This is a genomic window from Paraburkholderia sp. OAS925, assembly GCF_040543975.1.
Lineage (GTDB): Bacteria > Pseudomonadota > Gammaproteobacteria > Burkholderiales > Burkholderiaceae > Paraburkholderia > Paraburkholderia graminis.
In genome coordinates, this window is sequence record NZ_JBEUNO010000001.1 from 4,015,402 (window position 1) to 4,035,243 (window position 19,842).

16 protein-coding genes, 1 tRNA gene and 1 pseudogene are annotated in these 19,842 nt (G+C 62.3%); 7 read left to right on the forward strand and 11 right to left on the reverse strand.

Annotated elements, in window-relative coordinates; all coding sequences use genetic code 11:
• Positions 1-34 precede the first annotated feature (34 nt).
• The 5 genes and pseudogenes from ABIE53_RS17640 to ABIE53_RS17660 form a co-directional block, all read right to left on the reverse strand.
• On the reverse strand, positions 35-1,267 hold the full coding sequence (locus ABIE53_RS17640) for a ribonucleotide-diphosphate reductase subunit beta (protein ID WP_192698733.1): 1,233 nt from the start codon (positions 1,265-1,267) through the stop codon (positions 35-37).
• Between the two features lie 715 nt (positions 1,268-1,982).
• Positions 1,983-4,989: pseudogene (locus tag ABIE53_RS17645) on the reverse strand (ribonucleoside-diphosphate reductase subunit alpha).
• A gap of 570 nt (positions 4,990-5,559) precedes the next feature.
• Positions 5,560-6,156, reverse strand: a complete 597-nt coding sequence (ampD, locus tag ABIE53_RS17650) for a 1,6-anhydro-N-acetylmuramyl-L-alanine amidase AmpD (protein ID WP_006051847.1) — start codon at positions 6,154-6,156, stop codon at positions 5,560-5,562.
• Positions 6,153-6,461, reverse strand: coding sequence for a PP0621 family protein (locus tag ABIE53_RS17655; RefSeq protein ID WP_006051846.1), 309 nt, complete (start codon positions 6,459-6,461; stop codon positions 6,153-6,155). The genes ampD and ABIE53_RS17655 overlap by 4 nt, the downstream gene beginning before the upstream one ends.
• A 9-nt stretch (positions 6,462-6,470) precedes the next feature.
• Positions 6,471-7,418, reverse strand: a complete 948-nt coding sequence (locus ABIE53_RS17660) for a cytochrome C assembly family protein (RefSeq protein WP_006051845.1) — start codon at positions 7,416-7,418, stop codon at positions 6,471-6,473.
• Between the two features lie 80 nt (positions 7,419-7,498).
• Between ABIE53_RS17660 and ffh the strand changes: the two genes are divergently transcribed.
• A complete protein-coding gene (gene ffh, locus ABIE53_RS17665; protein WP_006051844.1) occupies positions 7,499-8,866 on the forward strand; it encodes a signal recognition particle protein in 1,368 nt (455 codons plus the stop codon).
• Positions 8,867-8,998: 132 nt separating this feature from the next.
• Positions 8,999-9,550 carry a hypoxanthine-guanine phosphoribosyltransferase gene (locus ABIE53_RS17670; RefSeq protein ID WP_006051843.1) on the forward strand — a complete coding sequence of 184 codons (552 nt, stop codon included), beginning with the start codon at positions 8,999-9,001 and terminating at the stop codon, positions 9,548-9,550.
• 87 nt (positions 9,551-9,637) lie between these two features.
• Here ABIE53_RS17670 and ABIE53_RS17675 read toward each other — a convergent pair whose 3' ends face one another.
• The gene (locus ABIE53_RS17675) at positions 9,638-10,237 is read right to left on the reverse strand and encodes a MarC family protein (RefSeq protein ID WP_006051842.1); all 600 of its coding nucleotides are present in this window, start codon (positions 10,235-10,237) and stop codon (positions 9,638-9,640) included.
• 12 nt (positions 10,238-10,249) lie between these two features.
• Positions 10,250-11,986: a proline--tRNA ligase gene (locus tag ABIE53_RS17680; protein WP_192698732.1), complete on the reverse strand. Its 1,737-nt coding sequence runs from the start codon at positions 11,984-11,986 to the stop codon at positions 10,250-10,252.
• A gap of 297 nt (positions 11,987-12,283) precedes the next feature.
• Here ABIE53_RS17680 and ABIE53_RS17685 point away from each other — a divergent pair, with 297 nt between their 5' ends.
• Positions 12,284-13,024: an RNA pyrophosphohydrolase gene (locus ABIE53_RS17685; protein WP_006051840.1), complete on the forward strand. Its 741-nt coding sequence runs from the start codon at positions 12,284-12,286 to the stop codon at positions 13,022-13,024.
• A gap of 83 nt (positions 13,025-13,107) precedes the next feature.
• Positions 13,108-13,665, forward strand: coding sequence for a CNP1-like family protein (locus ABIE53_RS17690; RefSeq protein ID WP_006051839.1), 558 nt, complete (start codon positions 13,108-13,110; stop codon positions 13,663-13,665).
• A 115-nt stretch (positions 13,666-13,780) separates the two neighbouring features.
• On the opposite strand, the gene proB is transcribed toward ABIE53_RS17690, so the two are convergent.
• From proB to rplU, 4 genes are all read right to left on the reverse strand, one after another.
• Positions 13,781-14,899: a glutamate 5-kinase gene (gene proB, locus ABIE53_RS17695; RefSeq protein WP_006051838.1), complete on the reverse strand. Its 1,119-nt coding sequence runs from the start codon at positions 14,897-14,899 to the stop codon at positions 13,781-13,783.
• A gap of 65 nt (positions 14,900-14,964) precedes the next feature.
• Complete coding sequence (cgtA, locus tag ABIE53_RS17700) at positions 14,965-16,086, reverse strand: Obg family GTPase CgtA (protein WP_192698731.1); 1,122 nt, start codon at positions 16,084-16,086, stop codon at positions 14,965-14,967.
• 228 nt (positions 16,087-16,314) lie between these two features.
• Positions 16,315-16,578 (reverse strand): 50S ribosomal protein L27, encoded by a 264-nt coding sequence (gene rpmA / locus ABIE53_RS17705; RefSeq protein ID WP_006051836.1) that lies wholly within the window; start codon positions 16,576-16,578, stop codon positions 16,315-16,317.
• A gap of 25 nt (positions 16,579-16,603) precedes the next feature.
• Positions 16,604-16,915 (reverse strand): 50S ribosomal protein L21, encoded by a 312-nt coding sequence (gene rplU / locus ABIE53_RS17710; protein ID WP_006051835.1) that lies wholly within the window; start codon positions 16,913-16,915, stop codon positions 16,604-16,606.
• 249 nt (positions 16,916-17,164) lie between these two features.
• On the opposite strand from rplU, the gene ABIE53_RS17715 reads away from it, so the two are divergent.
• From ABIE53_RS17715 to ABIE53_RS17725, 3 genes are all read left to right on the forward strand, one after another.
• Positions 17,165-18,157, forward strand: a complete 993-nt coding sequence (locus ABIE53_RS17715; RefSeq protein WP_006051834.1) for a polyprenyl synthetase family protein — start codon at positions 17,165-17,167, stop codon at positions 18,155-18,157.
• Positions 18,158-18,205: 48 nt separating this feature from the next.
• Positions 18,206-18,282, forward strand: a tRNA-Pro gene (locus ABIE53_RS17720).
• A gap of 204 nt (positions 18,283-18,486) precedes the next feature.
• The gene (locus ABIE53_RS17725; protein ID WP_044021886.1) at positions 18,487-19,782 is read left to right on the forward strand and encodes an HlyC/CorC family transporter; all 1,296 of its coding nucleotides are present in this window, start codon (positions 18,487-18,489) and stop codon (positions 19,780-19,782) included.
• The last annotated feature ends 60 nt before the right edge of the window (positions 19,783-19,842 follow it).

Here is a 19,842-nt window from a genome sequence, read left to right on the forward strand (position 1 = left end):
CCCATCGATGAATACATCGCGGTACGAACCCGGATCACTCCCAGGTCAGCGCGCCGCCAGTCTGATATTCGATCACACGCGTCTCGAAGAAGTTGCGTTCCTTCTTCAGGTCGATCATCTCGCTCATCCACGGGAACGGGTTTTCCTCGTTCGGGTACAGCGGATCGAGACCGATCTGCTGGCAACGGCGGTTGCAGATGAAGCGCAGATAGCTCTTGAACATCGACGCATTGAGGCCGAGCACCCCGCGCGGCATCGTGTCTTCCGCGTAACGATATTCGAGTTCGACCGCTTGCTGGAAGATCTCGCGGATTTCCGCGCGGAACTCAGCCGTCCAGAGTTGCGGGTTTTCGAGTTTGATCTGGTTGATCAGGTCGATGCCGAAGTTGCAGTGCATCGACTCGTCGCGCAGGATGTACTGATACTGTTCCGCCGCGCCGGTCATCTTGTTCTGGCGGCCAAGCGCCAGGATTTGCGTAAAGCCGACGTAGAAGAAGAGGCCTTCCATCACACAGGCGAACACGATCAGCGAGCGAAGCAGAGTCTGGTCTGTCTCGAGCGTGCCGGTCTTGAAGCCCGGATCGGTCAGCACATTGATGTACGGAATCAGGAACTCGTCTTTCGCGCGGATCGAGGGAACCTCGTGATACGCGTTGAAGATTTCGCCTTCGTCCAGACCCAGCGATTCGACGATGTACTGGTATGCGTGCGTGTGGATCGCCTCTTCGAACGCCTGGCGCAGCAGGAACTGGCGGCATTCGGGCGCCGTGATATGGCGGTAGGTGCCCAGCACGATATTGTTGGCGGCGAGGGAATCGGCCGTCACGAAGAAGCCCAGGTTGCGCTTGACGACGCGGCGCTCGTCTTCGGTCAGACCGTTCGGGTCTTTCCACAGGGCGATGTCGCGCGACATGTTCACTTCTTGTGGCATCCAGTGGTTGGCGCAACCAGCCAGATACTTTTCCCAGGCCCACTTGTATTTGAACGGCACCAACTGATTGACGTCGGTCTGGCCGTTGATGATGCGCTTGTCGGCGACATTCACCCGCGCTTCGGAAACGGCAGCCGTTCCAGCAGCACGAGCAACGTTAGCAGCGGGAGCGACAGCGATGTCGTTCGCGAAGATGTCTGAAGCCGAGAGAGCATGAGGAGCGGAACGCGTTTCGACTTGCGAACCGACAGCCGATCCCGCAGCGTTGCGCAACACGTTCTGTTGCGTAGCGCTCGAGGGAGTTACGGCAGTGATCTCGTCATCCCAGTTGAGCATAAATGTCACCATCAATTTAGAACGGTTTGTACCATCTTTTCACGAGCGATAAAAGAGTCCGCTTGCGAAAAATCCTGTTTTCGATTCGCGTTGCTACGTTCATACAACACTTTGTTCAACAGACTGTGAACGTTGCCTTGAGTGATGCGACTTCAAGCTGTGTCGTCGAGGTGCTTCGCGAGCTCGAAGAGCAACGTGTCCGAGCGACGTTTCGCTGCTCTATCTATCTGTATTGCGGAGTGCGGTTGCTGTGTACTGCACTTCGATGTGCACTTCGATGCGCGTTGCGGGTTCGTCCGCGCTAGCGAGATGAAGTTCAATGCGATGTCGCGCGATGCATGTGGCCGGTTGCGTTGTTCGCTGCGTCGTTTCATCGCTGCATCATTTCATCGCTGCGTCGCTGCGTTGATTGAAGCGTTGGTGAAGCGGCGATTGAAGCGGCGGGTCTTGCAGTCGGTGTCGTCTTGCGCGCTTCGTGACATGCCGACTCGTTGCTTCTCTACTTCACTTTGCAACGGTCCGACGATGAGCGGTGCGGCCTTCGACTTCATCCACCTTGCTGCCGCGCCGCTCGTCGGCTTATCTCTGCTTCATCTCTATCAGGTTCGTCGATCGCTGCATGCGGGTCATTACCTAGAACGCTCCAGCAAACAACGAACCTGCTTACTCGTACCACTCACTGCGACTGCCTGCTTCTACTGCTCGCTCTTGCCGCTTACTGGCAAGCCTCGCACTCGTCGAAGCCAGGATCGCCCGGACGCATCATGCACACGGGACCGTCCGCTTCGGGCGCTGCTTCCACTGCAACTGCCGGCGCTGCCGCCGTTGCCTGGAAACCGCCGACACCCGCACCGCCGCTCACGCCGAAGCCGCCTGCCGCGCCGCCGCCGACACCACCGGCACCGCCCGCACCTTCGCCGCCGCCCGAGCTCACTGCGTTCAACGCGCCGTGAGCGACCGTCGACTTCTCGACGTGCGTGGCCGCCATCGTGCGCAGGTAGTACGTGGTCTTCAGACCGCGCACCCATGCGAGCTTGTAGATCTCGTCGAGCTTCTTACCCGATGCGCCACCCATGTAGATGTTCAGCGACTGCGCCTGGTCGATCCACTTCTGACGACGCGACGCCGCTTCGACCAGCCACTTCGGATCGACTTCGAACGCGGTCGCGTAGATCGCGCGGAGGTCCGCCGGAATGCGGTCGATGCGCGAGAGCGTGCCGTCGAAGTACTTCAGGTCGGCGACCATCACTTCGTCCCACAGACCACGGGCCTTCAGGTCGCGCACCAGGTAGTCGTTGACCACCGTGGAATTCGCCCGACAGGTTCGACTTCACATACAGGTTCTGGAACGTCGGCTCGATGCAGGCCGACACGCCGATGATGTTCGAGATGGTCGCGGTCGGCGCGATCGCGATGCAGTTCGAGTTGCGCATGCCGTAGGTGGCGATGCGCTGACGCAGTTCGGTCCAGTCCATCGACTCGCTCGAATCGACTTCGACATAGCCGCCGCGCGCGTCGGCCAGCAGCTTGACCGAGTCTTGCGGAAGAATGCCGCGATCCCACAGCGAGCCGCGATAGCTCGAGTAACGGCCGCGCTCCTGCGCCAGTTCCGTCGACGCGTAGTAAGCGTAGTAGCAGACCGCTTCCATCGACGTGTCGGCGAACTTCACCGCTTCTTCCGACGCGTACGGCGTGCGCAGCAGATGCAGGCAGTCCTGGAAGCCCATGATGCCCATGCCGACCGGACGATGCTTCAGGTTCGAGTTACGCGCCTTGGCGACTGCGTAGTAGTTGATGTCGATCACGTTGTCGAGCATGCGCATCGCGACGCTGACGGTGCGCTTGAGCTTGTCGTGGTCGAGCACGAGCGTGCCGTCGGCCTGTTCCTTCAGATGCGCGACGAGGTTCACCGAGCCCAGGTTGCAGACGGCGATTTCAGCGTCGCTCGTGTTCAGCGTGATTTCGGTGCACAGGTTCGACGAGTGGACGACGCCGACGTGCTGTTGCGGCGAGCGCACATTGCACGGGTCCTTGAACGTGATCCACGGATGGCCGGTTTCGAACAGCATGCCGAGCATCTTGCGCCACAGTTGCGCCGCCGGAACCTTCTTGAAGAGCTTGATCTCGCCGCGCGCGACCTTGTCTTCGTAAGCCGTGTAAGCCGCTTCGAACTCGGCGCCGAACTTGTCGTGCAGATCCGGGCAGGTGGACGGCGAGAACAGCGTCCAGTCGCCGCCTTCCATCACGCGCTTCATGAACAGGTCGGGAATCCAGTTCGCCGTGTTCATGTCGTGCGTGCGGCGACGGTCGTCGCCGGTGTTCTTGCGCAGCTCCAGGAATTCTTCGATGTCGAGGTGCCACGTTTCCAGGTACGCGCACACCGCGCCCTTGCGCTTGCCGCCCTGGTTCACGGCGACGGCCGTGTCATTCACCACCTTCAGGAACGGCACGACGCCTTGCGACTTGCCATTGGTGCCCTTGATGTGCGAGCCGAGCGCACGCACACGCGTCCAGTCGTTGCCGAGACCGCCGGCGAACTTCGAGAGCAGCGCGTTTTCCTTCAGCGCTTCGTAGATGCCGTCGAGGTCGTCGTCGACCGTGGTCAGGTAGCACGACGACAGTTGTGAGCGGCGCGTGCCCGAGTTGAACAGCGTCGGCGTGGACGACATGAAGTCGAAGCTCGACAGCACGTTGTAAAACTCGATCGCGCGCGCTTCACGGTCGATCTCGTTCAGCGACAGGCCCATTGCGACACGCATAAAGAATGCCTGGGGCATTTCGATACGCACGCCGTCGTGATGCAGGAAGTAGCGGTCGTACAGCGTTTGCAGACCGAGGTAGCCGAACTGCAGGTCGCGGTTGTTATCGAGCGCGGCGCCCAGACGCTTCAGGTCGAACTGCAGCAGCTTGTCGTCGAGCAACTCGGCTTGCACGCCGCGCTTGATGAACTGCGGGAAGTACTCGGCGTAACGCTCGCCCATTTCGGCTTGCGTGACTTCTTCTTCGAGAATCTCGCGGCGGATCGTGTGCAGCAGAATGCGCGCGGTGACCTGGCTGTAAGCCGGGTCCTTTTCGATCATCGTGCGAGCGGCCAGGATCGCCGAGTCGTAGACCTGGCTCATCGGCACGCCGTCGTACAGATTCTTGACCGTTTCAGCGACGATCGGCTCGGCGCTCACGGCGTCGCCCAGGTTCGCGCAAGCGGACTCGATGATGCCGCGCAGCGCAGCCATGTCGAGCGGACGCGACACGCCGTTGTCGGTAACGGTGAGGCCCGGCGTGCTGCCGGCCACCTGTTCGTCGTGACCGCGCGCCTGGGTGCGCTTCTCGCGATACAGCACGTAAGCACGCGCGACGTTGTGCTCGCCGCCGCGCATCAGCGCGAGTTCGACCTGATCCTGAATGTCTTCGATATGGAACGTGCCGCCGTTCGGACGGCTGCGCACCAGCGCGCGCACCACGTTCTGCGTGAGTTGCTCGACCAGTTCGCGCACGCGTGCGGATGCCGCGCCCTGACCACCGTTGACAGCGAGGAATGCCTTCGTCACGGCGATGGCGATCTTCGACGGCTCGAACGACACCACGCTGCCGTTGCGGCGGATCACCTTGTAGTCGGCGTACGTCGCTTGCGGCGCGAGCGCCTGGGCGCCTTGTGCCTGGCCGAAAGCCTGGCCAGTCGGTGATCCCTCATACCGGGTCGTCGCGTTGTCGGTGGTTTGCATGTGCAAAGCTCCTGGTCCTGGAAATGTTGCGGCGAGTGCCGCGGATTAAAACGAACGCTGCGCCGCGTGCGCGAGCGATGGGGTGCAGGAAAGAGGCCGGCCTCGGCGGCTGACGGAATGCGACTGCGATGAAGCCTGATTCGAATTCGTAACGGTCTTCGTCGTAGTTCTCGCGATCACTCTCAGCCCCTTTCCTGATGCTTATGGTTGCCGCCGGTTGGTTCGCGCTTGCCCCGCGCTCTACCCGCTCTTACGTTTCACCGGCCGCCCTGCAGGAATTCTTTTTCGCTGCCTGGAATGCTTGCGGCGCCATGCTCGGAGAGCGGGGCGCCGCAGACTTGTGCACTATGTTATGCACTTGGTTATTCACACAGTTATACACAGGACACACAACATCTAGTGCGTAACTGAATTTGTGGCACCAAGTATAGTGGACTTTCAAGACAGATCAAATCGTTTTATTTATCCGAAACGTATTGACTTTTGGCTCGCGCGACGCGAAGCCGGCTCCCCGGAGAGCGAGGCTGCGCCTCGTTCTCCTCGCATCACGCGAGCTCGCGCGAACGGCCGTTACCGCGTTTTGGAAAACTTGAGATAGGGGAAATACCGATCCGCGAGCGAGGTGTCGCGTTGCAGGCGCGCCCATTCGAAGTGGGGGCCCGGATCGGTCTTGCGGCCGGGCGCAATGTCGGAGTGTCCGGCGAGGGCTTCGATCGGATAACGTGCCGCGAGCGCTCTCACGAGCGCGCTCAGCGTGCGGTATTGAGCCGCCTCGAAAGCAGTTGTGTCACTGCCTTCGAGTTCGATGCCGATGGAGAAATCATTGCAACGCTCGCGGCCGAAAAAATTCGACGGTCCCGCGTGCCACGCGCGCTCGTTGCACGACACGAACTGTTCGAGGGCGCCGTCGCGATGAATCACGAAATGCGCCGACACGCGCACGCCGCGCAGATGCGCGTCGTAATACGGGTGAGCGTCGCAATCGAGTGTATTGAGGAAGAGTTCGGCGATAGCCGTGCCGCCGAATTCATTGGGCGGCAAGCTGATGTTGTGCACCACGATCAGCGTGGGCACCGCGCCTTGTGGCCGCGCCTCGAAGTTCGGCGACGGCAGTTTGCGTGCTTGCGCGGCCCAACCGTCTGCGTCGACGGTGAACTCGACGCTCATCGGGCGTCGCGGCCCGTGGGTCGCGTGCCGTGCCGCTGCGCGTGCGCGGCGCTGCAGAACACCTGGCCCGCCACGACCACCGAGTCGCTCTTCGGCGCATGCACGCCGCACTCGACACAACGGATCATCGGCTCCGCGAGTTGCGGCGCCTCGGGCTGACGCGCGGCGCCGTTGCCGTTATTGGCAGCGCCGCGCGCGCCGCCAGCACCGGTACGTTGCGCGGTGTGCGCGTCATGACGGCGCAGCGCCTTCACGAGCCACTGCCCGACGATGAACAACACGATCAGCAAAAAGATTTGTCGCATGGGACACGCTCACACTACAGCTCGGTGCAACAGCACCTCGAAAACAAAACGGCTGCCGACGTACGCCAGCAGCAACGCGACGAACGAAGCCAGCACCCAGCGCAATGCGGCACGGCCGCGCCAGCCGGACACCTTGCGCGCCGTCAAGAGCGCGCCGAACATCACCCACGAAAGAATCGCGAACACGGTCTTGTGATCGAGCCGCAGCGCGCGGTCGACCAGTTGCTCGCTGAACAGAATGCCCGATACCAGCGTCAGCGTGAGCAGCACGAAGCCCGCGCCGATCAGACGGAACAGCAGCTTCTCGAGCGTGAGCAACGGCGGCAGTGTATCGAGCCAACTGGAGAGCCAGCCGTTGCCCGCTGCGGCCACATGCCGCTGCGCGACGCCGCCGCGCATCGCATGAAGACGCCGCTCGACGAGCAGCATCAGAACGGCGTGCAGCGCCGCGATCGCGAACAGGCCATACGCGATGTTGGCGATCAGGAAGTGCAGCTTGAACATGGGCGCGGCCGAATACGGCAGCACACGCACGCCGTTGAACGCGAGCGGCAGCAGCGACGCGACGCAGGCGAGCGGCAAGACCAGCAGACGCAAGCCGTCGAGCGGAAAGAAAAAGCTCTCTATCCAATAGATGCCGGCGCCGAGCCAGAACATCGCGGAGAGCGCGAAGGCGAAGCCGAACACCATCGCGTTCTGCGGGAAGATCGTGGTGTGCAGCAGCACGCCGTGCGCGAGCAGCGCGACGAACAGCAGCGCGCGGCCCGATGAGCTCATGCCCGACGCCGCGGCCCCGGCGAACCCGGAACGCGCGTCGGCCGCGGTTGCCGCGCCGGCCGGCATGGGCGCGACGCTCTCCAGCATGGAGCGCGATCCGGCGTGCCGGTGCGAGCGCCAGCCCGCTACGGCGAGTCCGCCGTACAGGAGCGCGGTGAGGGCATACAGTACAATATCCATATTCGAAGTTTACACTAGGCCCCCGCCCCGCGACGTCTTCCGCTTCGCGCCCGCCCGGGCCGCACTGTTCATCGCTCCCCATGCTCGACAATCTGACTCAACGGATGGCGCGCGTCGTCAAGACGCTGCGCGGCGAAGCCCGGCTCACCGAGGCGAACACCCAGGAAATGCTGCGCGAAGTGCGCCTTGCGCTGCTCGAGGCGGACGTGGCGCTGCCCGTCGTGCGCGAGTTCATCGCGAAGGTGAAAGGGAAGGCGCTCGGCGAGGAAGTCATCAGCAGTCTGTCGCCGGGTCAGGCGCTCGTCGGCGTCGTGCAGCGCGAGTTGACCGCGGTGATCGGCGGCGATTACGAAGGCAAGGCCTCGGAGCTCAACCTCGCCGTCACGCCGCCGGCCGTCATCCTGATGGCGGGTTTGCAGGGCGCGGGTAAGACGACCACGGTCGGCAAGCTCGCCAAGCTGCTGCGCGAGAAGTACAAGAAGAAAGTGCTGACCGTTTCGTGCGACGTCTATCGCCCTGCTGCTATCGCGCAGTTGAAGACGGTGACCGAGCAGGTCGGCGCGGATTTCTTCCCGTCGGAACCGGATCAGAAGCCGGTGGACATCGCGCGTGCGGCGGTGGATTGGGCCAAGCGTCACTATCACGACGTGCTGATCGTCGACACGGCCGGCCGTCTCGGTATCGACGAAGCGATGATGCAGGAAATCACCGCGCTGCATACCACGCTGAAGCCGGCGGAAACGCTGTTCGTCGTCGATGCGATGCTCGGTCAGGACGCGGTCAACACGGCCAAAGCGTTTAGCGATGCACTGCCGCTCACCGGCGTCGTGCTGACCAAGCTCGACGGCGACTCGCGCGGCGGCGCGGCACTCTCCGTGCGTCACGTCACGGGCAGGCCGATCAAGTTCGTCGGCGTCGCGGAAAAGCTCGACGGCCTCGAAGTGTTTTATCCGGATCGCATGGCGAACCGGATTCTCGGCATGGGCGACATTCTCGCGCTCGTCGAAGAAGCGCAGAAGGGCGTCGACGTTCAGGCCGCGCAAAAACTCGCCGACAAGGTGAAGAAAGGCGGCGACTTCGACCTGAACGATTTCCGCGCGCAGCTCACGCAAATGAAGGGCATGGGCGGGCTGTCGTCGCTGATGGACAAGCTGCCCGCGCAATTCCAGCAGGCCGCCGCCGGCGCCGACATGAGCCAGGCTGAAAAGCAGATGCGCCGCATGGAAGGCATCATCAACTCGATGACGCCGCTCGAGCGCGCCAAGCCGGATCTCATCAAGGCCACGCGCAAGCGCCGCATTGCCGCGGGCGCGGGCGTGCAGGTGCAGGAAGTCAACCGCATGCTGAACCAGTACGACCAGATGCGCACGATGATGAAAAAGCTGAAGGGCGGCAACATGCAAAAGATGATGCGCGGCATGAAGGGCATGTTGCCCGGCATGCGCTAAGCTTTAGCAAGACGGCGGCGCGCGCGTCGTGCGGGTTGCACTGCGCCCGCCGATAGCCGCCGCCTCGAAAGAGGAATTGGTTGAGAGCATTCCCGCTCACACTATGTATACAGTCACCGCCCGTCAGACGTCATGAACCGCGAAGAAGCTCTCCACATTTTTAGCCACTCCGAAGAAATCGTTTCGGCCGACGACGTGAACGCGTCGATCAGCGGCATGGCTGCCGCCATCCGCGCCGAAATAAGCGAGGACTTCCCGCTCGTGCTTTCGGTGATGGGCGGCGCCGCAGTGTTCACCGGCATGCTGTTGCCGCACCTCGACTTTCCGCTCGAGTTCGACTACATCCACCTGACCCGCTATCGCAACACCACCAAAGGCGGCAACGAGATGCAGTGGCGCGTGGCGCCGGCCGAGTCGGTGAAGGATCGCGTGGTGCTGGTGCTCGACGACATTCTCGACGAAGGCGAGACCATGGCCGCGATTCGCGACCGCATCCTCGCGATGGGCGCGAAGCGCTTCCTGAGCGCGGTGCTGTGCGAAAAGATCATTCCGAAGGCCAAGCCGCTGCGCCCAGACTACTGCGGCTTCGAAGTGCCGGACCGCTATGTGTTCGGCTGCGGCATGGACGCGAAAGGCTACTGGCGCAACCTGCCGACCATTCGCGCGCTGACCGAAGGCGCGTGAGTTCTTCATCTGTCTTGCGCTGGAACGAAAAAGCGGCCTACCTGGGCCGCTTTTTTCATTGCGCAGCGATAACGCGCGCCGCCGGCTTCACAGTTGATGCACGAAGGCGCGGATACCGCCGAGCATCATCTCGACGGAAATCGCGACCAGCACGAGTCCCATCAGACGCTCGAATGCCATCATGGTTCGCTCGCCGAGCCATGCCTGAATCCGCTCGGCCAGCATCAACACCACAGCACAAACGATCATGGTGACGGTCAGCGCGCCGATCCATTCGAACATCTTGCCGGGCGCCTGCGACGTCAACAGCATCACCGTTGCGAGCGCCGACGGTCCGGCCAGCGCCGGAATGGCGAGCGGCACGATCAACGGCTCGCCGCCGCGCGCGTCGCCGCCGAACGGGCCGTCCGGATGCGGGAACACCATGCGCAGCGCAATCAGAAACAGCACGATGCCGCCGCCGATTCGCAACGACTGGTCCGTGAGACTCATCATCCGCAAGAACGCGTCGCCCAGCACCATGAACAGCAGCAGGATCGCAAACGCAATCGCGACCTCACGCAGAATCACGGCGGTGCGCCGCTTCGGCGACACACCGCGCAGACAACTGATGAAGAGCGGAATGTTGCCGAGCGGATCGGTGATGAGAATCAGCAGGACGGTCGCGGACAGGAAGGTGTACTCCACCGTCCGCTCCGCTTAGCGCGCGAGCGCCGCGCGCACCTTCGCGATCACCGTTTGCGCGGCTTCGTCGACCGGCAGCAGGGTCGCCTCGGCGTCGCGGCGGCCCTGATATTCGAGCTTGCCTTCCTTCAGGCCGCGGTCGCCGATCACGAGACGATGCGGCACGCCGATCAGCTCCCAGTCGGCGAACATCACGCCGGGGCGTTCGCCGCGGTCGTCCAGAATCACGTCGATGCCCGCTTCCACCAGTTCCGCGTACAGCTTGTCGGCCTGCTCGCGCACGGCTTCGCTGCGGTCATAGCCCATCGGGCACAGGACGACTTCGAACGGCGCGATCGATTCCGGCCAGATGATGCCCTTGTCGTCGAAATTCTGTTCGATCGCGGCGCCCAGAATACGCGTGATGCCGACGCCGTAGCAGCCCATTTCCATCGGCTGCGGCTTGCCGTTTTCGTCGAGGCAGGTCGCGTTCATCGCTTCGGAATATTTGGTGCCGAGCTGGAACACATGACCGACTTCGATGCCGCGGCAAATGTCGAGCACGCCCTTGCCGTCCGGCGACGGATCGCCCTTCTTGACGTCGCGAATATCCGCGACGACGGGCTCCGGCAAATCGCGGCCCCAGTTGACGCCGGTGGTGTGGAAGTCCACCTCGTTCGAGCCGACCACGAAGTCGCTCATGTTCGCGACCGTGCGGTCCGCCACGACCTTCACCGGCTTCTTCGTGTTGAGCGGGCCGAGATAGCCCGGCGGCGTGCCGAAGGTCTCGATGATCTCAGCCTCAGTCGCCATGCGGAAGTCGGTGAGGCCCGGCAAGTTGTTTGCCTTGATCTCGTTCAGATCGTGATCGCCGCGCAGCATCAGCAGCCAGATGGTCGGCTCAGCGCCTTCGTTTTCGGTCGCGAGCACGATCGACTTGATGGTGCGTTCGAGCGGAATGTTCAGATACTCGGCGACGGCCTCGCACTTTGCCTTGCCCGGCGTGGGCGTCTTCTTCAGCTCCTCGGCGGGAGCGGCGCGTTGCGCGTACAGCGGCAATGCTTCGGCCGCTTCGACATTCGCGGCGAAGTCGGAGGTCGGGCAATAGGCGATTGCGTCCTCACCCGTTTCGGCGATCACGTGAAACTCATGCGAGCCGCTGCCGCCGATCGAACCGTTGTCCGCCGCGACCGCGCGGAAGTCGAGACCGAGGCGCGTGAAAATGCGCACGTACGCGTCGTACATCTTGCGATACGACTCGCGCAGACCCGCCGCGTCCTTGTCGAACGAGTACGCGTCTTTCATGATGAACTCGCGGCCGCGCATCACGCCGAAACGCGGACGGATTTCGTCGCGGAATTTGGTCTGGATCTGGTAGAAGTTGACCGGCAACTGACGGTAGCTCTTGATCTGGCCACGCGCGATGTCCGTCACCACTTCTTCATGCGTCGGTCCGATGACGAAATCGGACTGCTTGCGGTCCTTGAAGCGGAGCAATTCGGGGCCGTATTTTTCCCAGCGGCCCGACTCCTGCCACAACTCGGTCGGCTGCACGGCCGGCATCAGCAATTCGATAGCGCCCGCCCGGTTCATTTCCTCGCGCACGATGGCTTCCACCTTGCGGATCGAGCGCAGGCCGATCGGCAGGTAGTTATAGATGCCGCCGGCGACGCGGCGGATCATGCCGGCGCGCACCATGAGCTTGTGGCTGACGATCTCGGCGTCTGCCGGAGCTTCTTTCAGGGTGCCGATAAAGAAACGGGAAGCTTTCATTCAGATTTTCCAAAAGCGGCGGCTCCGGAGGGACCGCCCGAAAGGGTGAAACGGGAAATCGACACGGCTGCGGCGCCAGAACCCGCGGTGTGCTGCACTGCGCCGCACCGACGCCAAAGCGCCGGCGACGCCGCCGCGCAAAGCCTTCTGCACAAGGGATGACGCGCGGGAAGCTTGACAGGCTACCGCAAATGCAGGCCTTTTGCGGCGAATCGTTCCATTCTGGTGCGAATCGGTGCGTCAGGGCCGTTATCTGTTTATAATCAAAGCAATTTTAAAGGATTCGAAGGTGGTTGTATGCTGGATCGTGAAGGCTTTCGCCCGAACGTCGGCATCATCCTCTTGAACGCGCACAACGAGGTGTTTTGGGGCAAACGGCTCCGTGAACATTCCTGGCAGTTTCCGCAAGGGGGCATCAAGTACGGAGAGACCCCCGTGCAAGCGATGTATCGGGAGTTACACGAAGAAACCGGGCTGCTTCCTGAGCACGTCAAGGTGATTGGTCGCACGCGCGACTGGTTGCGTTACGAGGTGCCTGACAAGTTCATCAAGCGTGAGGTACGCGGTCATTACCGCGGCCAGAAACAAATCTGGTTTTTGCTCCGAATGGTGGGGCGCGATTGCGACATCTGCTTGCGCGCCACCGACCACCCGGAGTTCGATGCCTGGCGTTGGAACGAATATTGGGTGCCGCTCGACTGTGTGATCGAGTTCAAGCGGGATGTGTATCAGTTGGCGCTGACGGAGCTGTCCCGTTTCATGCGCCGGACTGTGCCGCGTGCGGAAAAACCCGGCGCTCATCATGGGCCGCGCTATCCACGGATAGCGTCGTCAATGGAAAGTCCGCCGGATTCCACGGTAATGACGGTGACAACGGTCACGTCCGTCAGAATCGAAACTTCGGTTCGCACAACAAGCGCGTCCGACTGCGGTGAAAATGCCGCGTCAACGGACGAGGCCAGCGCCGCGTCGGAGCTTGAAGAAGACGCAGCTCGCGAGGCTGCCGTTTCGTTGCTTCGCCAAGGCGTGCGTAGTTGATCGTTCTGCGCGGCTTTCCGTGCCGCTATGCGGGCGCGGCCCCCGGACCCGGGAGCCGCGCCCGTTTTTTGAGGAAAACCATATTGAAAGCTCTCGCTCTCGTCGTGGCGTGCGTCGCCACCGGCGCCCTTCTGGCTGGCTGTTCGAGTGCCGGCAAACCCACCAATAAGGATGACAGCGCGTTTACCTATCTGCTCGACCGGCCTACCAATTGGGTCGAAAACAAGGTCGAGACGTTGCCGCCGCTGCCGCAGGACTCCAGCCTCCTTCCGTTCGAAGTGTCGGGCAATACGCCGCTGCATTTCGCGATAGATCCGACGTCGCTCACGGTGGGTTCCGACGGCGTGGTGCGCTACACGGTGGTGGTCACGAGCCCGAGCGGCGCGCGCAATGTGAACTACGAGGGCATTCGCTGCGACACCTACGAATGGCGTCTGTATGCCGGTCTGAACGCCGATCACGACGGCTGGGACAGAACCGTTGCCAACGACTTCACGCGCATCGAGAACGGCGCGCTGAACGCTTATCACGCGGCGCTGTATCAGGATTATCTGTGCGCAAACAAGCTGCCGACAGGCAGCGCCAAGTCGATTATCGAGAACATCCGCTATAAGCGCACGGCGACGTCTTTAATTCATTGAACCGTTGACGGTGCTTCAGGCAAAAAAGCCGTTCCAGTCGTGACTGGAACGGCTTTTTTAATTGCCGCCTGATGTCTCTTTGCCGGCCGCTGGCCAATGGCCGCTGATTACCCGCTCAAACCAGCACCAAGTTGTCCCGATGAATCAGCTCCGGTTCGAGCATATAGCCAAGCACCGACTCGATCTCGCCGCTCGGACGCCGCTGAATCAGCTTGGTTTCGGCACTGCTGTAATTGGTGAGGCCGCGCGCCACCTCCCGGCCCGCTGCGTTCAGGCAAGCGATCACCTCGCCCCGCGCAAACGCACCCTGAACGCCGACAATGCCGATAGGCAGCAGGCTCTTGCCGCCCGCGGTCACCTTCTCGACGGCGCCGTCGTCGATCACGACGTGGCCGCGCACCTGCAAGTGATCGGCCATCCATTGCTTGCGTGCTGCCATGCGCGCGGTGCGTGCGATCAGTTGCGTGCCGATCGCTTCACCCGAGGCGAGCCGCGACAGCACGTCGGCTTCCCGGCCGCTGGCTATCACCGTGTTCGCCCCGCTGTGCGCGGCGCGCTTGGCGGCGAGAATCTTGGTCAGCATGCCGCCTCGGCCGAGGCTCGAGCCAGCGCCGCCGGCCATCGCCTCCAGGTCGGGCGCGCCGGCATCCGCCTGCTGAACCAGCGTCGCGTTTGGATCTTTCCGCGGATCGGCGGTGAAAAGCCCTTGCTGATCGGTGAGGATGATGAGTGCGTCGCCCTCGATCAGGTTCGCGACGAGCGCGCCGAGCGTGTCGTTGTCGCCGAACTTGATTTCGTCGGTGACGACCGTGTCGTTCTCGTTGATGATCGGCACCACGCCGAGCCGCAACAGCGTCAGCAGCGTGGAGCGCGCGTTCAGATAGCGCTCGCGGTCCGCGAGGTCGGCATGCGTCAGCAGGATTTGCGCGGTCTGAATGGAATGCTCGGCGAAGCGGCTTTCGTAGACCTGGGCAAGGCCCATTTGACCGACGGCGGCGGCCGCTTGCAATTCGTCGATTTCGCGCGGCCGCTTGGTCCAGCCGAGCCGCTGCATGCCTTCCGCGATCGCGCCGGAGCTCACCAGCACGACTTCCTTACCTTGAGCGCGCAACGCGGCGATCTGCGCAGCCCAGCGGCCGATCGCAGCATGATCGAGGCCCCGGCCGTCGTTCGTGACGAGGCTCGAGCCGACTTTCACTACCAATCGCCGTGAATCTGCGATGACGGAACGCATTGTGCGTGGTCTCCCAAGATGACGCCTGACACGCACCGGCCCCGAAAGGCCGGCGCTCCCGTTGTTTATTCCTGCGGATCGGCGCTGGATTCGCTGGCGGCGGCCGGCGCTTCGGGCTTGTCGCGAAAGCGCACGTCGGCGGCGAGATCTTCGGCCTCAGCCGCGCGCTGAGCTTCGGAATGCGCGGCGATGTAGTCGAACACCGCGTAGCAAAGGCTCTCGCAACCCTGACCGGTCAGCGCCGAGATTTCGAACACCGGACCGTCCCAGCCGAAGCCTTCGAGGAACGCCGACACGCGCGCTTCGCGCTCGTCCTCGGGCACCATGTCGAGCTTGTTGAGCACCAGCCAGCGCGGCTTCTGATACAGCTGCTCGTCGTACTTGCGCAGTTCGTTGACGATCGCCCTGGCTTCCGCGACCGGGTCGACGGATTCGTCGAACGGCGCGATGTCGACGATATGCAGCAGCAGACCTGTGCGCTGCAAGTGCCGCAGGAACTGGTGACCGAGCCCCGCGCCTTCAGCCGCGCCTTCGATCAGGCCCGGAATGTCCGCGATCACGAAGCTGCGGCTCGGCCCGACGCGCACCACGCCGAGATTAGGCGCGAGCGTGGTGAACGGATAGTCGGCAATCTTCGGCTTCGCGTTCGATACCGAAGAAATGAACGTTGACTTGCCCGCGTTCGGCATGCCGAGCAGACCGACGTCGGCCAGCACTTTGAGTTCGAGGCGCACCATGCGGCGCTCGCCCGGCTTGCCGTCCGTTTTCTGGCGCGGCGCGCGGTTCGTGCTGGACTTGAAGTGCAGGTTGCCCAAACCGCCGGCACCGCCCTCCGCGATTTTCACGCTCTGATTGTGCTCGGTCAGATCCGCGATCAGTTCGCCGGTTTCCATGTCGGTAATCGTGGTGCCAACCGGCATGCGCAGCGTGATGTCGTCGCCGCCCTTGCCGTAGCAGTCCGCGCCACGGCCGTTTTCGCCGTTGCGCGCCATATGTTTTTTCGCGTAGCGATAGTCGATCAGCGTGTTGACGTTGCGGTCTGCTACCGCAATCACGCTGCCGCCCCGCCCGCCGTCGCCGCCATCGGGGCCGCCGAACGGAACGAACTTCTCGCGGCGCATCGACGCGCTGCCATCCCCTCCGTCGCCGGCGATGACTTCAATCCTCGCTTCGTCAATGAACTTCATGCGTAACTCCGTCCCGTGGTGTACAGCCAGATGGTGCTGCCAGATGTGTTGTTGCCGGATACTGCCTGATACAGCTATTTTGCCGCGCCCGCCGCGCGATGATCAATCGACCGAACGGCATAGGACGACGTCAGAATTCGCGGCGGCAACAGCCGCTACCGCAATAAAAAAAGCCCCGCTAACTTCGCGGGGCCTTTTTCCGGTCCTGAAGCCCGTGCCTGAGCAAGCTCAGACTGCTGCCGGGATCACGTTGACCATGTGCTTCTTCGCGGCGCCTTTCGTCGAAAACTTGACGTGGCCGTCCGTCAGCGCGAACAAGGTGTGATCCTTGCCGATACCGACGTTCTCGCCAGCGTGCATGCGCGTGCCACGTTGACGAACGATGATGCCGCCAGCGTTGATAGCCTGACCGCCGTACACTTTCACGCCAAGTCGCTTCGACTCGGAGTCGCGGCCGTTCCGGGACGATCCGCCTGCCTTTTTGTGTGCCATTTGATTTGCTCCTTAACCGGTGCGCTTACGCGTTGATCGCGTCGATGCGCAGTTCGGTATAGTTCTGGCGGTGGCCGCCATGCTTCTGGTAGTGCTTCCGGCGACGCATCTTGAAGATGGTCACTTTCTTGTGACGACCTTGCGACACGACGGTAGCCTTGACGGAAGCCCCACTGACCAGCGGCGCACCGAACTTAATCGATTCGCCTTCGCCCACTGCGAGAACCTGGTCGAGCGTGATTTCAGCGTCAATGTCTGCCGGTATCTGTTCTACTTTAAGTTTTTCGCCGACGGCAACTTTATACTGCTTGCCACCGGTTTTTATGACCGCGTACATTGAGAACCTCACTCTGTGTTCATTTTTTCCACGCACCGCGCGCGGAAACCCGTGATTATACATAGAGTTAGCTGCTCGGTCAAAACTCATTGAGAGCCGCCGCGTGCCGTCCGGGTGACGCGCGGCGCGCCGCCGGGCGCCGCTCCACGCTGTTCTGTGCGCTGCCGTAAGGCGCGGCGCACGGCAGTCCGCGACCCGGAACCACCGCGATTCGCCTTATAATTCGCGGCACTACCCAATTCAGCCATCATGTCGTCGACTGCCACCCCCTCCTCCAACGCCGCCAGCCTGCTCGCTCCGATAGCCGAAGACATGCAGCAGGTGAATCGCGTCATCCGGCACCGTCTTGCGTCCGAGGTGATGCTGATCAATCAGATCTCCGAGTACATCATCAGTGCCGGAGGAAAGCGGCTGCGGCCCGCGCTGCTGCTGCTGGTGGCCGGCGCGCTCGGAGAAACCACGGGGCATCGGCATGAACTGGCGGCGGTCGTCGAGTTCATCCACACGGCGACGCTGCTGCATGACGACGTGGTCGACGAATCCGATCTGCGGCGCGGCCGCCAGACGGCCAACGCGCTCTTCGGCAACGCGGCGAGCGTGCTCGTCGGCGATTTTCTGTATTCGCGCTCGTTCCAGATGATGGTCGGGGTAGGCAAGATGCGCGTGATGGAGATCCTGGCCGAGGCGACCAACATCATCTCGGAAGGCGAGGTGCTGCAGCTGCTGAACATGCACGACGCCGACGTGGACGAAGCCCGCTACATGCAGGTGATCCGTTACAAAACGGCGAAGCTGTTCGAGGCCGCCGCGCAACTCGGCGCGGTGCTGGCCGGCGCGGACGCCCGCATCGAAGCGGCCGCGGCGGAATTCGGCCGGCGCATCGGCACGGCCTTCCAGATCATGGACGACTGGCTCGACTACACGGGCACGGCAGAGTCCATGGGTAAAAATGCCGGCGACGATTTGCGCGAAGGCAAGCCCACGCTGCCGCTCATCTATCTGATCGAGCGCGGCACGCCCGAGCAATCGGCGCTTGCCCGCGAGGCCATCGAACAAGGCGGCACCGACCGTTTCGAAACGATTTTCGAAGCCATCACGCGTTCAGGCGCGCTCGACCACACGCTCGAATGCGCGAAGCAGGAGGCGCAAGCAGCCGCCGCCGCAATTTCTTCGTTCCCGGATTCCATTTACAAAGAAAGCCTGCTAGAATTATGTTCTTACTCGACGGCGAGACAGTCTTAAACGAGACGGAAACGCCGGTTTAGTCTGAATCGAGTTCGCAGTACTTTTCGGGGTGTAGCTTAGCCTGGTAGAGCGCTACGTTCGGGACGTAGAGGCCGGAGGTTCGAATCCTCTCACCCCGACCAGATTTGCCTTGTTAGTTCAAGGCTCGAAAAACCGCCCAGCTTGCTCGGCGGTTTTTTGTTTTTGCGGCGCATCTTCGTTAGAGCCCGCATGCCGCGGCCATGTCGAGCGCAAAGGCCCTGTTTTCAGGGCGGCGCCGCGCACGGCTTCGGCAGCCCCCTCTGCTATATTCTCTCCATCCTTTCCCCCTCTATCCTTCGCGACGCGTGGAACAACTTCCCTTATGGGCGCAGATTGGCGCCGTCTTCCTGCTGCTTGTCTGCTCGAGCTTCTTCTCGATTTCCGAAACGGCAATGATGGCGCTCAACCGCCATCGGCTGAAGCATCTCGCTAGCAAAAACGCGCTCGGCGCGAAGACCACGCAGGGTCTGCTCGCGCATACCGATCAACTGCTGAGCGTCGTGCTGATCGGCAACAATCTGTTCAACACGATCATCCCGGTTCTGACGACTTCGATCGCATTGCACACGTTCGGGCGCAACAACCTCGTACTGTCGATCGCGACCGGCATCGTCGCCTTCCTGATCATCGTCTTTGCCGAGATCACGCCGAAGATCGTGGGCGCGACCTTCCCCGAGAAAATCGCACTGCCCGCCAGTCTGCTGATCGCGCCGATGATGCGCGTCGCCAGACCGCTCGTGTGGTTCGTCAACCTGTTCGCCACCGGCATCTTGCGGGTGCTGCACATCAACACAAAAGGCGCGCGCGACCAGCGCCTGTCCACCGAGGAATTGCGCACCATCGTGCTCGAGTCCGGCAGCTTCATGCCGACCAAGCACCGCAGTATTCTGCTCAATCTGTTCGACCTCGAAAACATCTCCGTCGACGACGTGATGATCCCGCGCCGCCGCATCGAAGCGCTCGACTTCGACGCGCCGTTCGAACAGATCCTGCATCAGCTCGAAACCTGCTATCACAACAAGCTGATCGTCTATCAGGGCGACATCGACCGCGTGCTCGGCATACTGCACGTTCGCAAGACGCTCGCGGCTCTGCATAACCAGGAACTGGAGCGCGAGACGCTGCGCGAACTGCTCACCGAGCCTTACTTCGTGCCGACCGGCACGCCCGTGTTCCAGCAGTTGCAGTATTTCCAGGAGAGCCGCCACCGCATTGCGCTCGTCGTCAACGAATACGGCGAACTGCAAGGGCTCGTCACGCCGGAAGACATCATCGAGGAACTGATCGGCGAATTCACTACCTCGATCCCGCGTGGCGCCAGTTCACGCGGCGGCTGGAACGAGCATGGCGAATGCATCGTCGCGGGCAGCATGCCGCTGCGAGAGCTCAACCGCTGGCTGCAACTCACGCTGCCTACTGACGGCCCAAAAACGCTCAATGGCCTGATCCTCGAAATTCTCGAGGACATTCCCGACGGCGACGTGTGCGTGCAGATCCGCGACGTCAAACTCGAAGTCATGCGCAGCGACGACCAGGCGATCCGCACCGTCAAGCTGTTCAAACCGCCGGCGCGCGCAAAGGGCAAGGCACTGCTCGGTTAGCGCATTGCGCGGGCGGTCGTTGGTCGCCTCGCATGCGGACCAACCGCTCGCCTCACCGCC

Coding starts and splice junctions, on each gene's coding strand:
- ABIE53_RS17640 (WP_192698733.1), bottom strand. CDS start 1,267: ATGCTCAACTGGGATGACGAGATCACTGCCGTAACTCCCTCGAGCGCT.
- ampD (WP_006051847.1), bottom strand. CDS start 6,156: ATGAGCGTCGAGTTCACCGTCGACGCAGACGGTTGGGCCGCGCAAGCA.
- ABIE53_RS17655 (WP_006051846.1), bottom strand. CDS start 6,461: ATGCGACAAATCTTTTTGCTGATCGTGTTGTTCATCGTCGGGCAGTGG.
- ABIE53_RS17660 (WP_006051845.1), bottom strand. CDS start 7,418: ATGGATATTGTACTGTATGCCCTCACCGCGCTCCTGTACGGCGGACTC.
- ffh (WP_006051844.1), top strand. CDS start 7,499: ATGCTCGACAATCTGACTCAACGGATGGCGCGCGTCGTCAAGACGCTG.
- ABIE53_RS17670 (WP_006051843.1), top strand. CDS start 8,999: ATGAACCGCGAAGAAGCTCTCCACATTTTTAGCCACTCCGAAGAAATC.
- ABIE53_RS17680 (WP_192698732.1), bottom strand. CDS start 11,986: ATGAAAGCTTCCCGTTTCTTTATCGGCACCCTGAAAGAAGCTCCGGCA.
- ABIE53_RS17685 (WP_006051840.1), top strand. CDS start 12,284: ATGCTGGATCGTGAAGGCTTTCGCCCGAACGTCGGCATCATCCTCTTG.
- proB (WP_006051838.1), bottom strand. CDS start 14,899: ATGCGTTCCGTCATCGCAGATTCACGGCGATTGGTAGTGAAAGTCGGC.
- cgtA (WP_192698731.1), bottom strand. CDS start 16,086: ATGAAGTTCATTGACGAAGCGAGGATTGAAGTCATCGCCGGCGACGGA.
- rpmA (WP_006051836.1), bottom strand. CDS start 16,578: ATGGCACACAAAAAGGCAGGCGGATCGTCCCGGAACGGCCGCGACTCC.
- rplU (WP_006051835.1), bottom strand. CDS start 16,915: ATGTACGCGGTCATAAAAACCGGTGGCAAGCAGTATAAAGTTGCCGTC.
- ABIE53_RS17715 (WP_006051834.1), top strand. CDS start 17,165: ATGTCGTCGACTGCCACCCCCTCCTCCAACGCCGCCAGCCTGCTCGCT.